The following is a 4,870-nucleotide window of genomic DNA, read 5'->3' on the forward strand; positions in this document are numbered from 1 at the left end:
CTGAGCCAGTGGGTCCTCAAACGTATTGAAACCCGCGCCACTCGCTTCGAACGGAGGCCCTCCTGATGCTTGACTACATTCCCGAGCTGCTCAAGGGGCTGCACACCAGCATCACGCTGACGGTCACCGCGCTTATCGTGGCGCTGTTTTTGTCGCTGCTGCTGACCGTCGTGCTGACGCTGAAGACGCCGTTGCTCTCTACGCTGTCCCGCGCTTACATCACGCTGTTTACCGGCACCCCGCTGCTGGTGCAGATTTTCCTGATCTACTACGGCCCGGGCCAGTTTGACGCCATCAAGCAGATCCCCTGGCTGTGGTCGTTGTTCTCTCAGCCGTGGCTATGCGCCATGATCGCGCTGGCGCTTAACAGTGCCGCCTACACCACCCAGCTGTTTTTCGGTGCGGTGCGGGCGATTCCCGACGGTCAATGGCAATCCTGCGCAGCCCTGGGGATGAACAAACGCCAGACGCTGCGTATTCTGCTGCCTTTCGCCTTTAAACGTGCGCTGTCATCCTATTCGAATGAAGTCGTGCTGGTGTTCAAAGGAACGTCCCTCGCCTATACCATCACGCTGATGGATGTGATGGGCTACGGGCAACAGCTGTACGGCCGCACTTACGACGTTCTGGTGTTTGGCGCCGCCGGCATCGTTTACCTTTGTGTGAATGGTCTGCTAACGTTAATTCTACGGATGGTTGAACGCAGGGCTTTAGCCTTTGAAAATCACGATGCATAACGACGCACGACCGTGATGCTGCCAGCCCGAAAGAGCCCGACTCTCTCGGGCTTTTTTATGCAGTCAGTACGCAACCCATGATAAGTGAGGTTCGTTGCCGGGCGGCGAACGGCCTTCACCTCAGCGTTTCCATCCAATCATACCGCTGAACGCCCTGCCTTATTATTGAATTTATAGTTATTTTATTTGCATATAAATTCACTCAATGGCAAAGTGAGTCTCTAAGGCGGACCGTGATTTCGTCTAAAAATAATGATCTGGAGTGAACACAATGAAGAAATTGGTACTTGCCACGTTGTTGGCTGGAATGACCTTTGGCGCGACGGCTGCAGACAGCATTCGGTTTGCCTCTTCTGCTACCTATCCGCCGTTTGAATTCATGGATGCGGATAATAAAATCGCCGGCTTCGATATCGATCTGGCCAAGGCCATGTGCGATCAGATGAAGGCGACGTGTACCTTCACCAATCAGGCTTTCGACAGTCTCATCCCGGCGCTGAAATTCCGCCGTTATGACGCCGTGATTTCTGGAATGGACATCACCCCAGAGCGTAGCAAGCAGGTCGCTTTCTCACAGCCCTACTACGCCAACTCCGCCATTGTGATCTCGCAGAAAGGGAAATTCGCCACTTTCACCGATCTCAAAGGTAAACGTATCGGTATGGAAAATGGCACGACTCACCAGAAATACCTGAATGAAAAGCATCCTGAGATTCAGACGGTGTCTTACGACAGCTACCAAAACGCCATCATCGACCTTAAAAACGGCCGTATCGATGGAGTATTCGGTGATACTGCGGTGGTCAATGAGTGGCTGAAAAACAATCCTGAGCTGGCGACGGTAGGCGAGAAAATCACTGACCCGGCCTACTTCGGCATTGGTCTGGGTATCGCCGTACGTCCGGACAACACCGCCCTGCTGACCAAGTTGAATCAGGCGCTGAGCGATGTGAAGGCAAACGGCACCTACAAAACGATCAGCGATAAGTGGTTCCCGGCGCAGTAAGTCGGAAGAGACATTATCGTCAACGGGCTGCACCGCGGCCCGTTTTAACCCCCTTCCCGATTCTGTCCCCCTCACGTTTAACCCGGTTTTACCCGCGACAACTCGGTGACGAGCCAGAAATTGCCCGATAGGTTACGCCACCCGCTTCAGCAAGGTCAGCACTTCATAATGCGCGGTATGCGGAAACATATCGAACAACTGAATTTGCTCGGCGCGATAGTCCGGTAGAAGCGACATATCCTTGGCCATGCTTTGCGCATTACAGCTGGAGTACAGGATGTACGGCGGCGCCATACGGCTGAGATACTGGCAGAGATCTTCCCCGATACCGCGACGAGGCGGGTTCACAATCACCAGATCCGGCACGGCCCCTTCCCCGGTCGCGAACCGCGTCGAATCAAGCGCCTCGAAATGAACCTTCTCCAGACCGAGCTGCTCGGCGGAACGGCGCGCGCAGGCGATGGCTTCGGCACTGATCTCAATGCCGGTCAGCGTCATCTCCGGCGTTGCGCAGTGAAGCCCGAAGCCGCCGACACCGCAAAACAGATCCCACAGGCTGTGAACCGGCAGCGCGCGCACCCAACGTCGGGCGGTGTCGTATAACGCGGCGGCCACGTCAGGGTTGGTTTGAAAGAAACTGTGAGGACGGATGGCGAGCGGTATCTGATTGAACGCATCCTCCAACACCTGCTGGCGACTCAGCGGGATCTCCCGATCGCCTTCCATGATCGCCTGATGCACCGGCTGGATATTCGCAGAGATTACGGTCAGCTGGGGCAGCTGTTCCTGTAGCCACGGCAAGGCCGCGCGCAGCTGCTCCAGCTTGGTTTCCGAGCGTAGAACAAACCGCAGCATACATTGCCCGTTCAACCGACTTTCCGTCAGCAACAGATATTTCAGTTCACCGCGCCGACGGGCGACCTGATACGGCGTTAATCCTGCCCGCGCAATAAACGTCTTCAATACTGAGAAGATAGGTTGGAAACTGTCGGGATAGAGCGGGCAATCGCACAGATCGACGGGAGTGCCGTCACGATGCAGTACGCCCAATAGCGGGCGTTCGACGCTGCCGCTCACCACCATTTTAGCTTTGTTGCGAAAGGCCGCGAGGGGCGACGGATACGCCGGAAGCCACTGACGAACCGAATGGTCGACCAGCAGTTCACTCAAGTGCTGCTGTTTGTCTTCCAACTGCTGCGGATACTCTTTTTCCAACCATTGGCAGGAACGGCAGGTGCCGTCGTTGTAGCGGGCGCAATGCATCACGGTGAATCTGAAACCTGTTAAGAAACCAAAGGAGGCGAATTGTATCACCCCCTTGAGTGAAAGATTATTTGTGGCGCATAAAAAAGCGTTGGCTGCGCCGGGGAACAAACAGAAGCAGCAGCATGACGACATCCGCCGCCTTATGCTCCAGCAGCTGTTGAAGCACGCCCATCTCATCCTCTGCGCTCAGATAAAAAATGGGCGGCAGCACATTCGCTACCGACGCGATAAGAATGTAGAGCACCGTCAGACATTGGCAAGCCAGATAGCACCAGCGTCCCCAGTCGCGTCCATACAGCACCGCAAACCCGCAGCGGACCTCAAGGCAGAACAGTAACCATGCCGCCAGCATCAGCAACGTAGTATCCCATTGCTCGGCGCTGTCGCTGAGCCAGCCGCCGAAACCATCCAGCCCCAGCTCGCCTATCACCAACGCCAGCCCCACGCAGCGGGTGGCGATAATACCGGTTCCCGCTACCATAACCGCGACAGGCGTGCCGCGTCGGTACAGTCGCAAGGCATCCTTTTTTATAGACAGAATAAGACTCTCCTCCCCATAAACAATAACGCCACCTCGAATCAAGGTGGCGTTATGATGACGGCTGGACCGGCGCTCACTCGCAGTATGCCCCTCAGCCCTGACGGGCTTTTTGCATATCGCGTTGCCGCTGTTTCTCCGCCCGTGCCATAAACCACCACGCAATAATACCGATAACGCCCACGACCAAAAGTATCAGCGAAGCCAGTGCGTTAATCTGTGGATTAACGCCCATCCTCACGCTGGAAAAGACTAGCATAGGCAGCGTGGTTGCGCCGGGTCCCGAGACAAAACTGGCGATCACCAGATCGTCCAGCGACAGCGTGAACGCGAGGAGCCAACCGGATACCAGCGCAGGCGCAATCATCGGCACGGTGATAATAAAGAACACTTTGAGCGGCGTCGCGCCCAAATCCATCGCCGCTTCTTCGATTGAGTGGTCCAACTCGCGCAGACGCGCGCTGACGACTACGGTCACATAGGCTGAACAGAAGGTCACGTGCGCCAGCCAGATGGTCAGCATCCCGCGCTCCGCCGGCCAGCCGATGGCATGCCCCAGCGCGACGAACAGCAACAGCAGCGACAGACCTGTGATGACGTCGGGCATCACCAGCGGCGCGGTCAGCATGAAGGCGAAACCGTTCGACCCGCGGAAACTGCCGAAGCGCACCATGACCAGCGACGCCATCGTCCCAATCACCACCGCCATCGTCGCCGACGCCGCCGCAATCGTCAGGCTGAGCACAACCGCGCTAATCATCGCGGAGTCATGGAACAGCGCCGTATACCATTGAGTGGACCATCCGGCCCACACGGTCACCAAACGAGAGCTGTTGAACGAGTAGACCACCAGCATCAGCATCGGCGCATACAGGAAGGTGAAGCCCAGCACCAGAATCAAAATACGCCAGGGGGATCGTACTGCCGGTAAATCATTCATGCCTGATCCTCCGCCGCTTTGTTTTGATGTTTATGGAACCAGATGATAGGGACGATCAGCAGAAGCAACATGACCGTCGCCACCGCGGACGCCACCGGCCAGTCGCGGTTATTGAAGAACTCCTGCCACAGAATACGGCCAATCATAATGCTGTCAGGGCCGCCCAGCAGTTCCGGGATAACGTATTCGCCGACGGTCGGGATAAACACCAGCATCGACCCCGCGATAATACCGCCTTTGGTCAGCGGCACGATCACGCTCAAGAAGGTTTTGAACGGACGAGCGCCGAGATCCAGCGATGCTTCCACCAGCGAATAGTCCAGCCGTATCAGCGCGGTGTAAATCGGCAGCACCATAAACGGCAAGTAGGAGTACACCACGCC

The 4,870-nt window shown here is 56.3% G+C and carries 6 protein-coding genes; 2 read left to right on the forward strand and 4 right to left on the reverse strand.

What is annotated here, in order from left to right:
- Positions 1 to 65 precede the first annotated feature (65 nt).
- Positions 66 to 737 carry an arginine ABC transporter permease ArtM gene (gene artM, locus Q7O77_RS14585; protein ID WP_304168736.1) on the forward strand — a complete coding sequence of 224 codons (672 nt, stop codon included), beginning with the start codon at positions 66 to 68 and terminating at the stop codon, positions 735 to 737.
- A gap of 271 nt (positions 738 to 1,008) precedes the next feature.
- Positions 1,009 to 1,743 (forward strand): arginine ABC transporter substrate-binding protein, encoded by a 735-nt coding sequence (gene artJ / locus Q7O77_RS14590; RefSeq protein WP_304168739.1) that lies wholly within the window; start codon positions 1,009 to 1,011, stop codon positions 1,741 to 1,743.
- A gap of 132 nt (positions 1,744 to 1,875) precedes the next feature.
- Here the strand turns inward: artJ and rlmC are convergent, their stop codons facing one another.
- The 4 genes from rlmC to Q7O77_RS14610 form a co-directional block, all read right to left on the reverse strand.
- Positions 1,876 to 3,006, reverse strand: a complete 1,131-nt coding sequence (gene rlmC / locus Q7O77_RS14595) for a 23S rRNA (uracil(747)-C(5))-methyltransferase RlmC (RefSeq protein WP_304168750.1) — start codon at positions 3,004 to 3,006, stop codon at positions 1,876 to 1,878.
- A 67-nt stretch (positions 3,007 to 3,073) separates the two neighbouring features.
- Positions 3,074 to 3,526: a YbjO family protein gene (locus Q7O77_RS14600; protein WP_304168742.1), complete on the reverse strand. Its 453-nt coding sequence runs from the start codon at positions 3,524 to 3,526 to the stop codon at positions 3,074 to 3,076.
- 115 nt (positions 3,527 to 3,641) lie between these two features.
- Positions 3,642 to 4,487, reverse strand: a complete 846-nt coding sequence (potI, locus tag Q7O77_RS14605) for a putrescine ABC transporter permease PotI (RefSeq protein ID WP_304168745.1) — start codon at positions 4,485 to 4,487, stop codon at positions 3,642 to 3,644.
- Positions 4,484 to 4,870 (reverse strand): ABC transporter permease subunit (locus Q7O77_RS14610; protein ID WP_304168748.1); only part of this gene is annotated, 387 nt, incomplete at its 5' end. The genes potI and Q7O77_RS14610, both read right to left, overlap by 4 nt.

The sequence above is a fragment of the Lonsdalea britannica genome, from assembly GCF_946477055.1.
Lineage (GTDB): Bacteria > Pseudomonadota > Gammaproteobacteria > Enterobacterales > Enterobacteriaceae > Lonsdalea > Lonsdalea britannica_A.